Source organism: Streptomyces sp. NPDC096152, assembly GCF_044763235.1.
Classification (GTDB): Bacteria; Actinomycetota; Actinomycetes; order Streptomycetales; family Streptomycetaceae; genus Streptomyces.
This window is the reverse complement of the sequence record NZ_JBIWFW010000007.1, coordinates 533,263-548,963: the sequence shown is the minus strand read 5'-3', so window position 1 is coordinate 548,963 and position 15,701 is coordinate 533,263. Positions and strand designations below refer to the sequence as shown.

Here is a 15,701-nt window from a genome sequence, read left to right as displayed (position 1 = left end):
ACCCCCTGGGGCGGCCCGGCCGCCGGCACGCCGTCGCGGCGGGGACGGGTGGAAGGCGGAACTCCGGTGCGGGGCAGGGGACTCCGGGGCGAGACACGGGACCGCGGCAGGGGGACGGCGCAGGACGGTGACGACCGGTCGCGGGCGGGCGGCGAACCGATTCAGTTGTCCGGCGAGCGGAGCACGCGCAGATGGCCGCGGCGCGCGACCTCCATCGGGTCGGCCGTGCGGGGCCCGCCGCCACCCTCGGCCGCGCGCTGCTGGGGCCGGGCCGCCTCGCGCACCGCGTTGGCGAGCGCTTCGAGGTCGTCGCCGCTGGGGCGGGCGGGGGCCGAGCCGTCGAGGAGCCGGACGACCTCCCAGCCGCGCGGGGCGGTGAGGCGCTCGGAGTGCTCGGCGCACAGGTCGTAGCAGTGGGGTTCGGCGTAGGTGGCGAGCGGGCCGAGGACCGCGGTCGAGTCGGCGTAGACGTACGTCAGCGTCGCGACGGCGGGTCGGCCGCAGGCGGTGCGCGAACAGCGACGTACAGGGCTCACGACGTTGGACGGTACCGCACTCTTGAGCGGGCCGCGACGACTCTCCACCAGGTCACTCCCCCGTGTCGTAGTGTGAAACGCCCCACACACCCCTTCTGCCCCACCTTGCTGACCTGCGCGGACGTCCGGTGGCGGAATCCCGATCGACTCCGGGCGTGGTTACAGGTCGACACAAACAACGTCAAAAGCCTTGCGCTCCTCGCGCTCGGAGAGATACGGAATCGAGCCCAATCTTGGCCGGAATGGGCATCCGGCGACATCCGGGATCATGCGGTGAAGCGGGGCGGCGCGGTGTCCGGGATGCGGCGCGGAGCGGGCCGGGCGAACCCCCCGGGGACTACGCTTCACCAGTGATGGACAACCGTGTACCGCCCCGAGCCGCCGGCCCCGGGCCCCGTCGTCGTGATCGCCACGGCCGGGGCATGCGCGGCCCCATCGCGCCGCCGCAGGTGCCGCTCGCCGCGAGCCGCGCCGAGGTGTTCGCGGATCTGGTGCAGGACTCCGTGGAGCGTCTGGAGCGGCGGTGGCCGCAGCTCGCCGACATCGACTTCCTGGTGCTGGAGGTGCCGCGGCTGGACGGCCCGGGGCGGGTCTGGAGCGACGAGGCGGTGCCCCTCGGGGGGACGGTCGCGGCGCGGGACGGGCGCCGGGCGCGGGTGGTCGTATACCGGCGGCCGGTGGAGATCCGCACCAAGGGGCGGGACGAGCGGGCGGCGCTGGTGCACGAGATCGTGGTGGAGCAGGTGGCCGATCTGCTGGGCCTGACTCCGGAGACGGTGGATCCCCGGTACGGGGAGGACTGAGCGAACGGACGCGGCGCCGCCCTCCCGCCGGGGAGGACGGCGCCGCTCATCTGCCACGGCCGGGCCGCCTACCTCTGCAGCACCGACAGATCCTGGTCCGCCTCCGGCACCGACACCATGCCCCGGTCGTCCGGGAGCGTCTGGATCGTGAAGCCCGGGACGCCCTCGTGCTCCGACGCGAGGGTCCGGGCGGCGTAGAGGGGGCCGCCCGAGACACGCTCCACCGTCAGGGCGTACGTGCCCTTCAGACCGGCCGGCACCGGCGGGTCGACGTCCTGCGTCGTGCCCGCCTTCACCGTGTACGTCTTGGAGGCGGCCGTGCCGCCCTCGCTGCCCGCCGACGCGGTGACCTTCACCTGGGCGGTGCCGGTGGGCGCCGTCAGCGAAAGGGTGGACCCCTTGCCGCTGTTGTCGGCCGAGGTCGCCCGCGCGGCGACGGGGCTCGTCGCCGGGATGAACGCCGTCTCCTGCCGGCCGCTCTTGCCGCGCACCACCCGCAGGGCCGCTATCACCGGCACGGACGGGGACGAGGAGGTCAGCACCAGCGAACCCGCCTCACCACGCGTGACGTCGCCCAGGTCGACCGCGGTCGTCATACCTCCCTTGACGTGCACCGTCTCGTGCCCGGCGGGGGTGATCAGCCCGGACGGCGACGCCAGCCGCACCTTCAGGTCGGCGTCCGCGTCGCCGGGCGTGAAGGCGATCAGCTTCACGGAGGTGGCGTCCTTGGGGATGCCGGGCAGCACCAGGCTGTCGGCCGGGTCCGCGGACGCCGCCAGCCAGTCCCCGCCGAGCTGGTCGTCGAGCGCCTGTACGGCCGCCCCGACCCGTCCGCTGCGCACCCGGACGTGCACGGTGAGGTCGTCCTGCGGTGTGTCGGCGAGGGTGGACAGCAGGACCGGCTCGGTGGCGTGCGGCTGCACCGTGATGCCGTCGGCCACCGTGGACTTCAGCGCGCCGTCCTTGCCGTAGAGGTCGATGTCCACGACGGCGGCGGAGTCGTCCGGGTTCGTCAGGTGGAGGTAGTCGGACCGGGCCGACGCCGTGCTGGCGCCGGGGAACCAGAACTCCGTGTCGGGCGCGGTGCAGTTGACCCCCAGGAGTCCGCGCCCGGTGCCCGCCGCGACCTCGGTGGTCTCCTGCAGGGTCCAGCCGGGGGCGAACCCGCCCTCGGCGGTGCCGACCAGCGCGGGCGCGTCCGCGCCGGAGACGACCCCGGTGACCGGCGTGCCGGGTGCCTTGGGCTGGAGGACCGGCTTGCCGGCCGTCTTCGCGCCGGCGCCGCCCTTGTTCTTGTCCTTGCCCGTCTCCGCGCCCGGCGAGCTGCCGGTGCCGGTGTCCGACGCCTCGGCGGCGGACTGGAGTTCGGCCTTGCCCGATCCGTCCGTGCCCCGGGTGACCGGCGTGAAGGACGTGTAGGAGGTGTCGGCGATGTCGGAGGTGCTCGGGGTGGGGCAGACCAGGGTGGTGCGCTCCACGGGCAGGTGGGCGGCTGCCTTGGCGGCGCCGGCCCCGGAGGCGTCCGGGGTGGTCAGCGCGGCGAAGCCGGTGACGGCGGCGAGCGCGGTCGCCCCCGCGATCAGGGACAGGGTCGTGCGGTTCACTGCTGGCTCCCGTCGGGGCGCTCACTGCCGATGCCGTGCGGGCCGTGCGGGTGGGACCGCGCCGGGTCGTACGGCTCCTCGTAGGACTCGTCGTAGGGCTCGTCGTAGCCCTGCTGGTAGGCCTGGTCGTACGGCGCCGGTGCCTGGCCGCCGTAGGCGTACGGGTCGTACTGGCCGCCCTCGTACTGGCCGGCCCGGTACGGCGCGTCGGGCCCGCCGCCGCTCTGGTACTGGCCGCTCTGGTACGCCGGGTCGTAGGCGCCCTGGGCGTAGTGCTGGGCGTCCTGGTACTGCTCGCCGCCGTAGGTGCCGTAGTCGCCCTGCGGGTAGCCGGTGGTGTCCCAGTCGCCGTACTGCGCCTGGTGCGGCACGGCTGCGGGGTCCTCCTCCTCGGCGGGCGGCGCGCCCGGCCCGCCGGGTTCGTCCTGGCCCGCGAGGCCGTCCTGGGCGCTCTGCTCGGCCTCCGCCTCCGCCTGGGCGCGCAGACGGCGGGCCCGGCGGCCCTCGCCCTCGCCGGCCTGGGCGGGAAGCGGCTCCTCGGGCAGGTCGTCGTCGACGTCGCGGCGCCGGCCCGGCAGGGCGAGCACCACGAGGACGACGGCCAGGGCGCCCTGCGCCCACAGCCAGGCGATGTGGCCGGCCGGGTCGTCGTAGGTGACGTCCAGCCTGCCGCCGGTGGCGGGGAGCTGGAAGCCCTGCGCCCAGCCGTCGACCGTGGTCCGGGTGAGCGGCCTGCCGTCCAGGGTGGCCGTCCAGCCCGCGTCCGCGGAGTCGGCCAGGCGCAGCACGCGGGCCGCCGAACCGGCCGGGATCGTGGTGTGGATCTCGACGGGACCGGCGGCGACGGGCTGGGCGGTGCCGGTGCCGGAGGCGGGCACGAGGGCGGCCCGCGAGACCTCCTGGTCCACCCGCCACAGGGCGCTGCCGTCCTGCTGGCTGAGCCGGGCCAGGCCGGGCGTGGCGTCCAGGACCCGGCTGACCTCGCGGGGCGCGCCCTTGTGCACGAGGACGTAGCGCACCGCGAAGCCGCCGAGCTGGCCCGCCTGGTCGGCGCCGGAACCGGCGACGAGGTTGGCGACGACCTTGTCGAGCCTGCTGTTCGACCCGCCCGCCGCGGCCAGTTCGGCGTCGCCCATGCGGGCCCCGGAGCCGCGTACGAGCGTGTAGCCGACGTGGGCCGGGGAGTCGCTGTCGAGGACCAGGGTGCGGGCCTGGTCCCGGGTGTTGGCCTCCTCCGCGACGAACGCGGGCACCTGCACCGGGTCGCGCCGCTCCAGCGGGTCGTCGGCGCCGCGGATGATCCAGCCGGCGGCGGCGAGCAGGGGACCCGCGACCGACGCGAAGACGATCAGCGCGGCGACCGGCTGGCGCCAGCCGAAGCTCTGCTCGGCCACGCGCGCGCGGGCCCCGTCGGCGCCGAGCGCGGCGGCGACCAGCAGGGCGAGGCCGTAGACGAGGGTCGCGGGACCGGCCCATGTGGAGTGGTTGGACAGGACGGCGAGGACCAGCCCCACGAGCGCCACCACCCAGGCCGCGCGGATCCCGCCCTGCCGCTCGGAGCGCAGCAGGGCGGCCAGCGCGGCCAGGACGATGCCGATGAGCAGCAGCCCGTCCAGGGTGCCGGGGCCGCCCGGACTCGCGCCGAGCAGGTCGAGGGCGGAGGCGGCCGAGGCGCCGTACTCCAGGCCGGCCTCCTTGAAGAAGCCGAACGGGAGCAGCGTCAGCGACCAGGGTGCGAGGACCAGCAGCGGGGTGCCCAACTGGGCCAGGAACCGCAGTCCGTAGGCCATGATCTCGCCGCGGCGCACGGCGAGTACGGCGACGCCGAGGACGAGCGCGGCGGGCCAGACGATCGGCGTGAACGCGGTGGTGAGGGTCAGCAGCAGGGCGTACGCCCAGGCGGCGCGCCAACCGCCGCGCGCGCCGGAGGCATTGGCAAGGCCGCTCGCCGCGACGCCCGCGCGGGCGAGGAGCGGCAGCAGCACGGCGAGGACGGCGGTGCCGATGTGGCCGCCGGCGAGCGCGCCGGTGGCCGCGGGCAGGAAGGCGTACACGACCGCCGCCCAGGCGCGCAGCAGCCGGGACTCGACGAGCGGGCGCGAGGCGAAGTACGCGGTGAACCCGGCCAGCGGCACCGAGGCGACCAGCAGGACGGTGACCGCGAGGCCCGTGGAGCCGAACAGCACGGAGGCCAGCATCGCGACCAGGGCGAGGTACGGCGGTGCGGCCGGGGTGCCGCCCGCGGCCACCGGGTGCCAGGCGTCGAGGTAGCGCGACCACAGCTCGGAGGAGTCGGCGGGGGCGGGCAGCAGGGCGCCGCCCGCGAGCGCGCCACCGCCGAGCAGGCCCCGGCAGGCGGCCAGGGACACCAGCAGCAGCACCAGGAAGAGCACCGGTCCCGGCTTGCGGCCGATGCGCTTGAGGCGGGCGAACTGCTCGATCTCCAGGAAGTCGGCGTCGTCGCCGCCGGGTCCGGACTCGACCGCGCCGCCGTGCCGGCCCGCAGAGGACACCTCGGGGTCGGAGCGGCCGACGAGGTTGCCCGCGATCTGTTCGACGGTGGCGCGGATGGTCGCGCCGGGCGGCGGGAACAGGGCCCGCAGCTCGCCCTTGTCCACCTGCGGACGGCCTCTCCTGCGCCGCCCGGCGATGATCCGCTCGGGCCGCAGCAGGGTGCCCATGAGGCCGCGGATCTCGTCGACGGCCTGTCCGGGGACCTTGCCGACGAGGTAGGCGAGGGTCCGCAGCAGGGTGCCGAAGACCAGGCGCAGCAGGACCCACGGCAGCGCCGCGGTGCGGGTGTTGACGAGCAGGGTGTAGACGGCGCCCGCCTTGTCCACCTTGTGCGGGGAGGCGGCGGTGCGGCCCACGCAGTCGACGGTGCGGCGCTCGCGGGAGGACGCCTCCGCGTGCCGTACGACGGCCTCGGGGGCGATGAGGACGCGGTGCCCGGCGGCGTTGGCGCGCCAGCACAGGTCGACGTCGTCGCGCATCAGCGGCAGCCTGCGGTCGAACCCGCCCAGCTCCTCGTAGATGTCACGCCGGATCAGCATCCCGGCGGTGGACACCGACAGCACGGGACCCACGTGGTCGTGCTGGCCCTGGTCCTGTTCGCGCCGGTCCAGGCCGGTCCAGCGGCGGCCGGAGTGCGCGATGGTGACGCCGACCTCCAGCAGCTGCCTGCGGTCGTACCAGCCGCGGAGTTTGGGGCCGACGACCGCGATGTCGTCACGGCCGAGTTCGTACTCGTTGTCGACGACCCGCAACAGCTGGGCGAGGGCGTCGGGTTCGGGCGCGCAGTCGTCGTGCAGCAGCCAGAGCCACTGCACCGGCTCCCCGTGGGGCAGGTCGGGCAGGTCGTAGGCGTCGTCGCGCCAGCTGCGCGTGACGGGGTCCCAGCCGCTGGGGCGCTTCAGGTACGGCAGGTCGTCCGGGGTGAGCACCGGGGCGGTGCGGTTGGCCTCGTCGACGGCCTGGCCGAAGCCGGTGCGCCGGGCGAGGTGCAGCACGCGGTCGTCACCGAGGGCGTCGGTGACCAACTGGGCGGAGGTGTCCGCGCTGCCGGTGTCGGCGGCCACGACGTACTGCACGGGACGCTCCTGGCCGAGCAGGCCGGCGAGGGCGTCGGGCAGCCAGCGGGCGCCGTCGTGCGCCACGAGCACGGCGGTCACCACGTGTCGCGGGAACTCGGGCGGGCGGGTCGGGTCGAACTCCGACGCGCGCGCCGGTTCGGGCGGCGGTGCGGCAGCGGCGTCGTAGTGGGCTGCCGTGTGACTGGGCACGGACATCGAGATACGGCCCCGGTTCGGTGTGGACTGTGATGGACGCCTTGTGCCCCGTGGGGGCAGCGGGGCGTCTCGGACGAGCGACCACACTATCGGCTGGCCAGCACAGCGGCCCGCCGCCTGTGGATAACCCACCGGTGACGGGCCGTTCGTGACGTCATGGGGAAGACGATGTGCGGTTTTCCGGGAGCTCCGGCGCCGAGGCCGGGGTCAGACGGCGGCCTTCTTCAGCCGGCGTCGCTCACGCTCGGACAGACCGCCCCAGATGCCGAACCGCTCGTCGTTGGCGAGGGCGTACTCGAGGCACTCGGAGCGGACCTCGCAGGCGAGGCAGACCTTCTTGGCCTCCCGGGTGGAGCCGCCCTTCTCGGGGAAGAAGGACTCGGGGTCGGTCTGGGCGCACAGCGCGCGCTCCTGCCAGCCGAGTTCCTCGTCCGCGTCGTCGACCAGCAGTTGCTGCACCAGCTCGGTCATGTGCGCCCCTCGTCTGTCTTTCGCGTCCCCGTGATGTAGCCGTTACCGATCCCGGCTGAACGACACGAGTGAAATTACAAGTGTGCTGCTCCGGGCGAGTCAAGCTGAGATCTGCTATTGGGCCCCTTATTCACTCTGCGGAACCAAGGCCATGCGGAAAGTGTTCAAATCGGCATAAACCTCGACACGCAGACGAGGCCCGGAGGTCGCCCGACCCCCGGCGCGACCCACGAGGGGCCCGCATCGGGAAGGACGCCCGGGACTTCGATCTCGTTCCGACACGCGCACCGAGACGCACCGGATCACAATCGGATCACAGGACCGCAACGGGGCCGGCGTGCCCGGCATGTGCGCCATGTGTCCCGCACTCCGGGTGAGCAAACCTTTCACCTGAGAGATGAACCGGATGAGGTGAAACATGTCCCACATTCCGGGCGTCGAGTTGACAGTCGGGGTGTGAGCCGCTGTCCTTGTGGGCATGCTCGCGAACTCGGCACTCACCACGACCCGCACCGCCGGGTCCCTCGGTGCTGCCCCCGTTCGCCGTAGCTGTTGTCGCTGTTCCAGCTGTTGAGCCCAACGCGCTCCGGCTGTCCTTGAGTCCATCCCGACTCGGCTGCTGTCCCCTTCCCGCCCCCGATCCAGGGCCACCCTCCCGCTCGTGACCCGGGCGGACGGTACGCGAGACCCCAGCCCCCACTCTTCCGCCGAGGACCCACCGCATCCATGAACAGCGACAACGACCTCCAGATCGCCGGCGACATCCTCGAAGTCCGGCACCTCCTCCAGCCGCCGCGCGAGCACCCGTCCACCGTCGCCGACTTCGTCGGCCTGGCCCGCTCCGTCGCCGCCGACCGCTCCCAGTGGGAGCACCTCGTCCGGTACGACGCCACGACGCGCTGGTACCACCGGCTGCGCACAGGCCCCGGCTACGAGGTGTGGCTGCTGTCCTGGGTGCCGGGGCAGGGCAGCGGGCCGCACGACCACGGCCGCTCCTCCGGTGTGCTGACCGTCCTGGAGGGCACGCTGACCGAGCGCACCGAGCGCGGCACGCGCGCGCTGGAGGCGGGCGCCCAGCGGGTGTTCGCGCCGGGGTACGTGCACGAGGTCGTCAACGACACGCTGGAGCCGGCGGTCAGCCTGCACGTCTACTACCCGGGCCTGACCGAGATGCCGATGCACACGGCCGCGGCCCCGCACTGCGACACGCGTCCGGTGTCCGCCTGACGCGTTGTCCTACCCGCCTGCAAGACTTGCCCCATGCGCATTGTGGTTCTGGCAGGCGGCATCGGTGGTGCCCGGTTCCTGCGCGGTCTGAAGCGGGCCGCGCCCGACGCGGACGTCACGGTCATCGGCAACACCGGCGACGACATCCACCTCTTCGGGCTGAAGGTCTGCCCGGACCTGGACACGGTGATGTACACGCTCGGTGACGGCATCAACGAGGAGCAGGGCTGGGGGCGGGCCGACGAGACCTTCCACCTCAAGGAGGAGCTCGCGGCGTACGGCGTGGGGCCGGAGTGGTTCGGGCTCGGCGACCGGGACTTCGCCACGCACATCGTGCGCACCCAGATGATGAGCGCCGGCTACCCGCTGAGCGCGGTGACCGAGGCGCTGTGCGACCGGTGGAAGCCGGGGGTGCGACTGATCCCGATGACCGACGACCGCGTCGAGACCCATGTGGCCGTGGAGCTGGACGGGGAGCGCAAGGCGATCCACTTCCAGGAGTACTGGGTGCGGCTGCGGGCCTCCGTGCCGGCCGAGGCGGTCGTGCCGGTCGGCGCCGAGCAGGCCAAGCCGGCGCCGGGCGTGCTGGAGGCGATCGCCGAGGCGGACGTCATCCTCTTCCCGCCGTCCAACCCCGTCGTCTCGATCGGCACGATCCTGGCCGTCCCCGGCATCCGCGAGGCGATCGCCGACGCCGGGGTGCCGGTGATCGGCCTGTCCCCCATCGTCGGGGACGCGCCCGTGCGCGGGATGGCCGACAAGGTGCTCGCGGCCGTCGGCGTGGAGTCCACGGCCGCCGCGGTGGCCGAGCACTACGGCTCGGGCCTGCTGGACGGCTGGCTCGTCGACGCGGTGGACGCGGCCTCGGTGGAGCGGGTCGAGGCGGACGGGATCCGCTGCCGGGCGGTGCCGCTGATGATGACCGACGTGGACGCGGCGGCCGGGATGGCGCGCGAGGCGCTGGCGCTGGCGGAGGAGGTGCGGGGAGCGTGAGCGGCACGCCGCCGGCGGCGGAACCGGGGGCCGGGGCCGCGCCCGGGTACCGGGTCTGGGCGGTCGCCGGGCTGCCCGAGGTGCGCGAGGGCGACGATCTCGCCAAGCTGATCGCCGCCGCGGAGCCGGGGCTGGCCGACGGAGACGTGCTGCTGGTCACCTCGAAGATCGTGTCCAAGGCGGAGGGACGGCTCGTCGAGGCGGCCGACCGGGAGGCCGCGATCGACGCCGAGACCGTACGGGTCGTGGCCCGGCGCGGACCGCTGCGGATCGTCGAGAACCGCCAGGGGCTGGTCATGGCGGCGGCCGGCGTCGACGCCTCCAACACCCGCCCCGGCACGGTGCTGTTGCTGCCCGAGGACCCGGACGGGTCCGCGCGGGCGCTGCGGGAGGGGCTGCGGGACGCCCTCGGCGTCACCGTCGGGGTGATCGTCACCGACACCTTCGGACGGCCCTGGCGCGCGGGACTCACGGACGTCGCCATCGGCGCCGCCGGGGTCCGCGTGCTCGACGACCTGCGCGGCGGCACGGACGCCCACGGCAACCCGCTCAGTGCCACCGTCGTCGCCACCGCCGACGAACTGGCCGCCGCCGGCGACCTGGTCAAGGGCAAGGCAGCCGGGCTGCCCGTCGCCGTCGTGCGCGGACTGCCGCACGTCGTGGCCGACGACGGCGGACCGGGCGCGCGGGCCCTGGTGCGCGAGGCACGCGACGACATGTTCCGGCTGGGCACCTCCGAGGCGGTGCGGGAGGCGGTGACCGGGCGCCGGACCGTACGGTCCTTCACCGACGAGCCCGTGGACCCCGGCGCGGTACGGCGCGCGGTGGCCGCGGCGGTGACCGCGCCCGCGCCGCACCACACCACGCCGTGGCGGTTCGTGCTGCTGGAGTCGGCCGGGTCGCGGACGCGGCTGCTGGACGCGATGCGGGACGCCTGGATCGCGGACCTGCGGCGGGACGGCAAGAGCGAGGAGTCGATCGCCCGGCGCGTCCGGCGCGGGGACGTCCTGCGCAACGCGCCGTACCTGGTGGTGCCGTGCCTCGTCATGGACGGCTCGCACACCTACGGCGACGCGCGGCGGGACGGCGCCGAGCGGGAGATGTTCGTGGTGGCGGCCGGCGCCGGGGTGCAGAACTTCCTGGTCGCGCTGGCCGGAGAGCGCCTGGGCTCGGCATGGGTGTCGTCGACGATGTTCTGCCGCGACGTGGTGCGCGAGGTGCTGGACCTCCCGGCCGGGTGGGACCCGATGGGGGCGGTCGCGGTCGGGCATCCGGCGGAGCAGCCGAGGCCGCGGCCGGAGCGGGAGGCCGGGGCGTTCGTCGAGGTGCGGTGACACCCCGCCCGTCTCCGCTCCGGCCGCGACCACCGCACGGGGCCGCTGCCCGCCGCTCTCCGCGTGCGACCCCCTAGGCGTGCTGTCCGGCGGATCATGCCGCAGACGCGGGGTCCGGCACGCCCTCCCCCAAGCTCTTCGAGCAGGGGGTACCCCCAGCGGCGTTGTCGTCGGTCGCCGACTCCCCCAAGCTCTCGGCTTCGCTCGAGCAGGCGGGACCCCCATCGCGTCGACGCCCTCCTCCGCCTTGCAGCTGGACGCCCCAGACCCCGCTCACCTGAGCTGATGAGGCGCCGTTGCCTCTCTGCGACTTGATCCGCCGGACAGGCCCTAAGCTCGTAGGGCATCTTCGGCTTCCTCGGGACCTCATTCGTGTCAGGACGTTTCACTCCCCGGCCGACGCGTACGACCGTGCGCGGCGGACATGTCGCCGTGCCCTCCCCGGCCGCGGCACCCGGCGCGCCGGGTGCCTCCGGCGGGGCGCCCCGGCCCGCCGCGGTGCCGGGGCGGGTGCGGACGTGGACACCGGAGGAACCGCTCGACCTGGGGCTGGTGCTCGGGCCGCTGCGGCGCGGGGCGGGTGATCCGACGTTCCGGGCGATGCCGGACGGATCGGTGTGGCGGACCAGCCGGACACCGCTGGGTCCGGGCACGCTGCGGGTCTCGACGCGGGGCGGACGGGTGCGCGGCGAGGCCTGGGGGCCCGGCGCCGAGTGGCTGCTGGAGCAGTTGCCGGAGCTGCTCGGGGCGGCCGACGACCCGTCGGAGTTCGCGCCCCGCCACCGGTTGCTGGCGCTGGCCCGGCACCGCAGGCCCGGACTGCGGCTGACGCGGACCGGACTGGTGCTGGAGTCGTTGATCCCGTCGATCCTGGAGCAGAAGGTCACCACCGCCGAGGCGTACGAGGGCTGGCGGCTGCTCGTGCGCCGGTTCGGGGAGCCGGCGCCGGGGCCCGCACCGGGGCGGATGCACGTGATGCCGGCGCCGCGGGCGTGGGCGCTGATTCCCTCCTGGGAGTGGCACCGGGCCAACGTCGACAACAAGCGGGCGTCGACGATCCTGCGGGCCGTGCGGGTCGCCGCGCGGCTGGAGGAGGCGGTGCGAATGCCTCCGGCGGCGGCGCAGCGACGGCTGGAACTGGTGCCCGGGATCGGGCCGTGGACGTCGGCGGAGACCGTGCAGCGCAGTCACGGGGCGCCGGACGCGGTGACCGTCGGGGACCTGCATCTGCCGGGGATCGTCGGGTGGGCGCTGGCCGGGGACCGGGACGCGGACGACGCGGCGATGCTCGCGCTGCTCGAGCCGTACGCGGGGCAGCGGCACCGGGCGGCCCGGCTGATCCTGCTCAGCGGCCGGGTCCCGCCGCGGCGCGCGCCGCGGATGCCGAAGGGCGACATCAGGGGGCTGTGAGCCGGGGCGCTCAGCGCCCTGGGCCTCCCGTCCCCACGCCCCCGGCTTCACCGGCCCGATCACTGGTCCGACGAGAAGCGCACCGCCCCCGCCGGGATCCTGGCGTCGCACCAGACGCGCACGCCCTCCCGCAGTTCGTTGTCCGCGCCGATCACCGCACCGTCGCCGACGACCGTGCCGGTGAGGACGGAGCGTTCGCCGACGCGGGCGCGGGTGCCGACGAGCGAGTCGGTGACGACGGCGCCCGGCTCGATGACGGCTCCGGGCAGGATCGCGCTGCCGGACACCCGCGCGCCCTCGGCGACGAAGGCGCCCTCACCCACCACCGTGCCGCCGGTGAGCTTGGCGTCGGGCGCGACGACCGCCGTCGGCAGGACCAGCCGGTCACCGCAGCGACCGGGGACGGCCGGGGACGGGGCGCGGCCGAGGACCAGATCCGCCGAGCCGCGCACGAAGGCCGCCGGGGTCCCGAGGTCCAGCCAGTAGGTGGAGTCCACCATGCCCTGGAGGTGCGCCCCGGCGGACAGCAGGTCGGGGAAGGTCTCGCGCTCCACCGACACCGGCCGGCCCTGCGGGATGGTGTCGATGACCGAGCGGCGGAAGACGTACGCCCCCGCGTTGATCTGGTCGGTGACGATCTCCTCGGGTGTCTGCGGCTTCTCCAGGAAGGCGAGGACGCGTCCCGTGACGTCGGTGGGGACCAGCCCGAAGGCCCTCGGGTCGGTCACCTTCGTCAGGTGCAGGGAGACGTCCGCGCCGGTCTCCTCGTGGGTGCGCACCAGCGCCCCGATGTCGAGGCCGGTCAGGATGTCGCCGTTGAAGACGAGCACCGGCTCGTGCGGGCCGGAGCGCAGGCGCGAGGCGACGTTGCGGATCGCGCCGCCGGTGCCGAGGGGCTCCTCCTCGGTGACGTACTCCAGGTGGAGCCCCAGCGAGGAGCCGTCGCCGAAGTACGGTTCGAAGACCTCCGCCAGGTAGGACGTGGCGAGCACGATGTGGTCGACGCCCGCCGCTCTCGCCCGCGCCAGCTGGTGCGTGAGGAACGGCACCCCGGCGGCCGGGACCATGGGTTTCGGGGTGTGCACCGTGAGCGGGCGCAGCCGGGTTCCCTTGCCGCCGACCAGGAGGATCGCTTCTGTCACCTGTCGTCTCTGCTTCCTGCCGGGACCGGCCGATCTGTGCTTCGGCCGGTCAGTGTATGCAGACCGTTCTCCGACGCCTTGTACGGCCGTACGGTGTTCCGGCCTCAGCGTCCCTGGTAGCCCGCCGCGGCCTCGCGGGCCGAACCGAGCTTTCCGTAGAGCAGCTTTCCGGGGCAGTCGGTAGCGAAGCCGTCCCGGTGGCCGGAGATCACGTTCAAAAGCACGTTCTTACCTTTTGCGTAGAGATTCCCACCGCCGGACGTGAGGTATGTCTTGGCGAGCGGATTCATCCCATCGAGGCCGAGCTTCCACGCGGCCAGCCGGGCGACGGCCGTCACCGTGGCCGCGGGCGGCTCGGACTTGCTGAAGGTGCCGATGACGGCGACCCCCATGCTGTTGGTGTTGAACCCCATGGTGTGGGCGCCCCTGACCGCCTTGGCGACGCCGCCGGCCCGGCCCTCGTAGATGGTTCCGCACTTGTCGACGAGGAAGTTGTAGCCGATGTCCCGCCAGCCCATGCTCTGGACGTGGTACCGGTAGATACCGCGGATGACCGACGCGGACTGCGCGCAGGTGTAGTTGTTGCCCGAGGCGGTGTGGTGGACGAAGGCCACCTTGACCTTGCTGGTGTACACGAAGCCCTGTTCGCGCAGTGACTCGTCCGCCCCCCAGCCGCGGCGGGTGGTGATGCTCGGGCGCGGCCCGATGTACGGCTGGGCACGCTGACGATCCGTCAGCTCATCACCGCGCAGGGCGAACAGCTCGCGCTCGGTCTCCGCGCGGTCGAGTGCCGGGATCCTGGTGGCGCCGAGCGGGACGAGTTCGGCGTTGGCCGCGGACGCGGCGGCCGCCTCCCCGCTCAGCCCGTCGGCGGGCGGCGTGTCGGCGGGCGGGCCCTGCGGCGGGGACCCCGCGTCCGGGTCGACGAGTTCCAGGCGCAGGCCGGAGGGGAGCGGAACGGGCGGGGCGCCCCGGTCGCCGGCGTCCGCGCTGACGCGCACGTCGACGCCGTCGGAGTCGCCGACCCACAGGGGGGCCGTGGCGCCGCGCACCCGGCCGGAGGCGCGCTCGGCACTGTCGGGGTCGGCCCCGTGGTCGGCGTTGTGCGCTTCGATGTCCTGCCAGCCGGACCAGGTGCCGGTGGCGGTGGCGCGGGTGCGCACCTGGACGCTGCCGTGCAGTTCGGTGTCGGCGTTGTCCCAGACGACGCCGACCAGCGAGAAGTGCCGTACGTCGGAGCGGTACAGGCCCTGGAGGGGGGCGCGACCGAGCACGCGGGCGGGGGTGAGGGGGGCCAGAGGGAGGGACAGGGTGCTGCCGGGGACGGCCGGCCCGGCGGAGGCCGGCCGCGCGGACGCCGGGGCCGCGGGGAGGGTGAGGGGGAGGGCGAGGGCTGTCGCGCAGGAGACACCGATCGAGGAGGCAAGGATTCCGTATCGACGCATGCCCCTGATCTTGGACATAGTCATACATATATGTCCATTGGGAAGTTGACGGGCCGTCTACTGCCGTTGCGCCGAACCGGTGGCCCCGTCACGCCTTGCGCGGATGCGGCCCCGCGTACGCTTGCGCGGATGAACGCCACCGAACGCACCCCCGCCGACCTGCTGCGTTCCGCGCTCGCCGCGGACCCCGGACGCCCCCTGGTGACCTTCTACGACGATGCCACGGGGGAACGCGTCGAACTGTCCGTGGCCACCTTCGCCAATTGGGTGGCCAAGACCGCGAACCTGCTCCAGGACGACCTGGCCGCCGGACCGGGCGACCGGGTCGCGCTGCTGCTGCCGGCGCACTGGCAGACGGCCGTGTGGCTGCTGGCGTGCGCCTCGGTGGGCGCGGTCGCGGACATGGACGGGGATCCGGACGCGGCCGACGTGGTGGTGAGCGGGCCCGGCACGCTGGACGCCGCGCGGGCCTGCTCCGGGGAGCGGGTCGCGCTGGCGCTGCGGCCGCTGGGCGGGCGGTTCCCGCAGCCGCCGGAGGGCTTCCTCGACTACGCGGTCGAGGTGCCGGGGCAGGGAGACCGGTTCGCGCCCTTCGCGCCGGTGGACCCGGAGGGGGCGGCGCTGATCGTGGCCGGGGCGGAGTACACGGCGGCGGAGGTCGTGGAGCAGGCGCGGGCGGACGCTCCGGCGCTGGGGCTGACGGGTCCGGGGTCCCGGCTGCTGTCCGGGCTGCCGTACGACACCTGGCAGGGGCTGAGCGCGGGCCTCTACGCACCGCTGGCCGCCGGCGGCTCGGTGGTGCTGTGCCGCAACCTCGACCGACTGCCCGAGGACGCCCTGGCCCAGCGCATCGAAAGCGAACGGGTCACGGCTACGGCCCGGTGACATCGGGGGCGGCCACACCCGGCCACGCGGGAGTGCCGCCGCCCACCCACGCAGGGGGCCGCC

The 15,701-nt window shown here is 74.3% G+C and carries 12 protein-coding genes; 6 read left to right on the top strand and 6 right to left on the bottom strand.

Annotated elements, in window-relative coordinates:
• Positions 1 to 161 precede the first annotated feature (161 nt).
• Complete coding sequence (locus tag ACIQ9G_RS25800; RefSeq protein WP_403613745.1) at positions 162 to 584, bottom strand: DUF3499 domain-containing protein; 423 nt, start codon at positions 582 to 584, stop codon at positions 162 to 164.
• 305 nt (positions 585 to 889) lie between these two features.
• Here ACIQ9G_RS25800 and ACIQ9G_RS25795 point away from each other — a divergent pair, with 305 nt between their 5' ends.
• On the top strand, positions 890 to 1,339 hold the full coding sequence (locus tag ACIQ9G_RS25795) for a metallopeptidase family protein (RefSeq protein WP_356188676.1): 450 nt from the start codon (positions 890 to 892) through the stop codon (positions 1,337 to 1,339).
• Between the two features lie 68 nt (positions 1,340 to 1,407).
• Here ACIQ9G_RS25795 and ACIQ9G_RS25790 read toward each other — a convergent pair whose 3' ends face one another.
• The 3 genes from ACIQ9G_RS25790 to ACIQ9G_RS25780 form a co-directional block, all read right to left on the bottom strand.
• A complete protein-coding gene (locus tag ACIQ9G_RS25790) occupies positions 1,408 to 2,943 on the bottom strand; it encodes a DUF5719 family protein (RefSeq protein WP_403613743.1) in 1,536 nt (511 codons plus the stop codon).
• A complete protein-coding gene (locus ACIQ9G_RS25785) occupies positions 2,940 to 6,731 on the bottom strand; it encodes a glycosyltransferase family 2 protein (RefSeq protein ID WP_403613740.1) in 3,792 nt (1,263 codons plus the stop codon). The genes ACIQ9G_RS25790 and ACIQ9G_RS25785 overlap by 4 nt, the downstream gene beginning before the upstream one ends.
• Positions 6,732 to 6,938: 207 nt before the next feature.
• Positions 6,939 to 7,202 (bottom strand): WhiB family transcriptional regulator, encoded by a 264-nt coding sequence (locus ACIQ9G_RS25780; RefSeq protein ID WP_003975777.1) that lies wholly within the window; start codon positions 7,200 to 7,202, stop codon positions 6,939 to 6,941.
• A gap of 726 nt (positions 7,203 to 7,928) precedes the next feature.
• Here ACIQ9G_RS25780 and ACIQ9G_RS25775 point away from each other — a divergent pair.
• The 4 genes from ACIQ9G_RS25775 (at position 7,929) to ACIQ9G_RS25760 (ending at position 12,166) form a co-directional block, all read left to right on the top strand.
• Positions 7,929 to 8,429 carry a cysteine dioxygenase gene (locus ACIQ9G_RS25775; RefSeq protein ID WP_403613737.1) on the top strand — a complete coding sequence of 167 codons (501 nt, stop codon included), beginning with the start codon at positions 7,929 to 7,931 and terminating at the stop codon, positions 8,427 to 8,429.
• Positions 8,430 to 8,462: 33 nt separating this feature from the next.
• Entirely contained in the window at positions 8,463 to 9,422 is a 960-nt protein-coding gene (gene cofD, locus ACIQ9G_RS25770) for a 2-phospho-L-lactate transferase (protein WP_403613735.1), read from the top strand.
• Positions 9,419 to 10,756 (top strand): coenzyme F420-0:L-glutamate ligase, encoded by a 1,338-nt coding sequence (locus ACIQ9G_RS25765; RefSeq protein ID WP_403613733.1) that lies wholly within the window; start codon positions 9,419 to 9,421, stop codon positions 10,754 to 10,756. Before cofD ends, ACIQ9G_RS25765 begins: the two co-directional genes overlap by 4 nt.
• Before the next feature lie 372 nt (positions 10,757 to 11,128).
• The gene (locus ACIQ9G_RS25760) at positions 11,129 to 12,166 is read left to right on the top strand and encodes a DNA-3-methyladenine glycosylase family protein (protein ID WP_403613731.1); all 1,038 of its coding nucleotides are present in this window, start codon (positions 11,129 to 11,131) and stop codon (positions 12,164 to 12,166) included.
• A gap of 59 nt (positions 12,167 to 12,225) precedes the next feature.
• Here the strand turns inward: ACIQ9G_RS25760 and ACIQ9G_RS25755 are convergent, their stop codons facing one another.
• Both ACIQ9G_RS25755 and ACIQ9G_RS25750 read right to left on the bottom strand, forming a co-directional pair.
• Positions 12,226 to 13,308: a sugar phosphate nucleotidyltransferase gene (locus tag ACIQ9G_RS25755; RefSeq protein ID WP_403613729.1), complete on the bottom strand. Its 1,083-nt coding sequence runs from the start codon at positions 13,306 to 13,308 to the stop codon at positions 12,226 to 12,228.
• 104 nt (positions 13,309 to 13,412) lie between these two features.
• Positions 13,413 to 14,771 (bottom strand): peptidoglycan recognition protein, encoded by a 1,359-nt coding sequence (locus ACIQ9G_RS25750; RefSeq protein WP_403613727.1) that lies wholly within the window; start codon positions 14,769 to 14,771, stop codon positions 13,413 to 13,415.
• A gap of 111 nt (positions 14,772 to 14,882) precedes the next feature.
• Between ACIQ9G_RS25750 and ACIQ9G_RS25745 the strand changes: the two genes are divergently transcribed.
• Positions 14,883 to 15,638: a TIGR03089 family protein gene (locus ACIQ9G_RS25745; RefSeq protein ID WP_403613724.1), complete on the top strand. Its 756-nt coding sequence runs from the start codon at positions 14,883 to 14,885 to the stop codon at positions 15,636 to 15,638.
• The last annotated feature ends 63 nt before the right edge of the window (positions 15,639 to 15,701 follow it).

Bases quoted from the DNA above. Each gene is read 5' to 3' on its own strand.
- ACIQ9G_RS25750 (WP_403613727.1), bottom strand. From the start codon at position 14,771: ATGTCCAAGATCAGGGGCATGCGTCGATACGGAATCCTTGCCTCCTCG.
- cofD (WP_403613735.1), top strand. From the start codon at position 8,463: ATGCGCATTGTGGTTCTGGCAGGCGGCATCGGTGGTGCCCGGTTCCTG.
- ACIQ9G_RS25775 (WP_403613737.1), top strand. From the start codon at position 7,929: ATGAACAGCGACAACGACCTCCAGATCGCCGGCGACATCCTCGAAGTC.
- ACIQ9G_RS25745 (WP_403613724.1), top strand. From the start codon at position 14,883: ATGAACGCCACCGAACGCACCCCCGCCGACCTGCTGCGTTCCGCGCTC.
- ACIQ9G_RS25780 (WP_003975777.1), bottom strand. From the start codon at position 7,202: ATGACCGAGCTGGTGCAGCAACTGCTGGTCGACGACGCGGACGAGGAA.
- ACIQ9G_RS25795 (WP_356188676.1), top strand. From the start codon at position 890: ATGGACAACCGTGTACCGCCCCGAGCCGCCGGCCCCGGGCCCCGTCGT.
- ACIQ9G_RS25785 (WP_403613740.1), bottom strand. From the start codon at position 6,731: ATGTCCGTGCCCAGTCACACGGCAGCCCACTACGACGCCGCTGCCGCA.